The following is a 2,624-nucleotide window of genomic DNA, read 5'->3' as shown; positions in this document are numbered from 1 at the left end:
GTCGGTGCTGTAGTTAAAATGAAAGTCGATGTACGGAGTGCCCATCGACAGCTCTAACGCCTGGGAATACAGCTTGCCCTTTGCCGTATTATCGAAACCACCACCGACAACCAAATCTCCGGGCAACGTCGTCTGGTTGTTGGTGCCAATAACGAGGATGTCATCAAAGGTGTCTGCCGGTGATACAGTGGTCGCTCTTGAACGCTGAACCCTAAACGGTGTTCCCGAGCCAACGGCAATTGTCCCGCCTTGCCCCTGTTTTTTGAGCAGAGCCAGATCTGAGTTCTTACCGAGTATAAAACCGGCATTATCGCTGGTTATAACCTGCGAGCCGTCGAGTTTGTTTCCTCCGGTGAGTTTTGCCAGCGCGTTAAGATCCGAGGCCTTCGCCATCCCGGCTATCGCCGGCACGGTCACCTGCTTTCCTGTGATCGGGTCAGTCAGGGTGATATTGCCGCTGCCGGTCAGGGCCATCGACCAGCCCTCCACTACACTACGCCAGAATGCAAACGCGCTGGCCAGCTGGTTAGCAAACGACGAGGTGCTGGCGGTTTCAGCGGTAATAATGCCGTAACTGGCACCGGAAAATGCGGTGGTGATATTCCGGGTCAGCGTCAGTTGCGTGTCGCTGTCCACGGATTTGATCGCATACAGGTCAGCACTACCGCTGCGGTAGACCACTAGAATCGACCCGGGCAGTATCCCCAGCGCCTCCTGTGACCATTTTGTTGTCGCACCTGTCACCCGTGCCTGCGACGCGGCACCCGTGACGGTACCGACTTCATACATCGCCATAATAAAGTTCCTCCTGGATGGTTTTCCCTGGAAAAAGAAAAGGCCCCTTGCGGGGCCATATATTGTTATCAGGTTGATGAACCGCGAATTACGTTGTTATTGCGCGCGGCGAAGGCGTCGAATCTTGAGAGGATGGTTAATACCATCTGTCCGTTACGGTCCAGGTAACAGCCATATCGCAGAACAGCGTCGCCAGTACCGGCAGGGACGACAAATGACATGTTGTCTACGTTCATTGACCCTTGCGCCGTTAACAGGCGTGTTGCTCCACCTGTTTCATACATAAGCTCAATGCCTAGCTCCATACTGCCGCCACCAGACGTAGCGCCTGTGCCACGAAGAAGCATTGCATACGACAGATAGCCAGGATTCAGTCCGCCGTCAGCCCCTGGCGCGTAGGACATCCCCGCTCTGAGTTTCGCGCCGCCGTCGATAGTGATGCTATCCGTCTGGAGGAGTCCACCGCGAATATTGATCACCTGGTCGAAATTCTGCCGCCGGAACCGGGCCAGCTCAAACCACTGCCATGTAGCCTTCGGCACCTTGCGCGTGCGGTGCTGAGCGATGTTGATCGCAAATGACCCGATGTCGCCCTCGATGTGGTTCGCATATACCGTACCCTGGAACCAGCCGTCAGTCGCATAAACCGCACCGCGAACGATCACGTTGTTGAACTGCGAAGAGCCATCCTTAGCGATACGCCAGCCGCGTGACCCGTCAACAAAGTCATTCGAGCGGATCTCGTGGCCGATCTTCGCGTTCGTGATGGAACCGTCCGCGATTTTGGTTGAGGTCAGGGAACTGTTTTTGATACGTGCCGTATCGATATACAGCTCATTGCCTTCGGCAACCATCACCGGAACAGCCGTCGCATTATTACGGTTAAACAGCGAGAAGCGGTCAGCGTAGAGGATCATATCGCTTGTTTCACCATTGCTGCCCAGCGTAATCCCCGCGCCAACATTCTTCCCGTTAACCGTCTCAACCTTCATCGACCACAGCGAACTCACCGTACCATTCACATCCGCCACGGTTTTGGCGGTGTTCTGAACGGAAGCGCTGAGATCCCCGACACTGGATGTCAGGGTCGTCTGCTGCGTTGCCAGCGCCTCCAGTGCCGTTGCATGCGTCTGCTGGGTACTGGTGATACTGGCCACCGATTTAATCGTGTTGTCCAGCGTCGTCTGGTTTTTGATGTTGGCGGCCGCCTGCGCGTCAATCTGCGACTGAAGCGAGGTATTCAGGCTGGCCTGTGTGCTCTGGCTGTCGCTCAGCGTCTTCGCCATGTTATCGACGCGGGAGTTGGCGTTATCCACTTTCGAGGCCAGTGCTGTCTGCTGCTGCGCCTGGGCAGTGATTTTCCCTTCGGCATCCGTTACGCGCGCCGTCAGGCCGCTCACGGCGCTCGCCGTCGCGTCAGAGGCATCCTGTGCCGCTTTCGCATCGGTAACATCCGTGATGACCAGATCGTCGATATACAGTGAATAGCCAGGGGTACCGTTGCCGGTGGCGCCACGAGTGGAGATCCAGACCACCGCGCGTGTTCTGCCTGCCCCGTTGTTACTGGCGATACCCGTGAATTTCACCCACTTATCGCGCGCGCCCAGAGAGGCTTCGCTGACAGTGACCGCCGCCTGCCACGCATTTTGCCCGGCAGCATTCTGCGACTGGATACCGACCAGCGTTGTCCACCCGGAGGAGGGCGCCTGATCCGCCGGCATCATAGCCCAGAACTCAAACCGGAACTTCGCATCCTCACGGACTGACTGCCAGCTCCCAAGCTGTTTATCGCTGTTGCCGTTGTCGTTCGCTCCTCGACTCACCTGCAG

At 56.8% G+C, this 2,624-nt stretch carries 1 protein-coding gene and 1 pseudogene; both read right to left on the bottom strand.

Annotated elements, in window-relative coordinates:
• Window positions 1-795, bottom strand: a pseudogene (locus KHQ28_RS28570) (tail fiber domain-containing protein); the annotation flags it as partial.
• Between the two features lie 68 nt (window positions 796-863).
• A partial coding sequence (locus KHQ28_RS28565; RefSeq protein WP_211777797.1) for a DUF1983 domain-containing protein occupies window positions 864-2,624 on the bottom strand: 1,761 nt, incomplete at its 5' end.

The organism is Klebsiella sp. 28, from assembly GCF_018223905.1.
Taxonomy (GTDB): domain Bacteria; phylum Pseudomonadota; class Gammaproteobacteria; order Enterobacterales; family Enterobacteriaceae; genus Klebsiella; species Klebsiella pneumoniae.
Note: the sequence above shows the minus strand (reverse complement) of the source record. Positions and strands in the feature narration are given on the sequence as shown.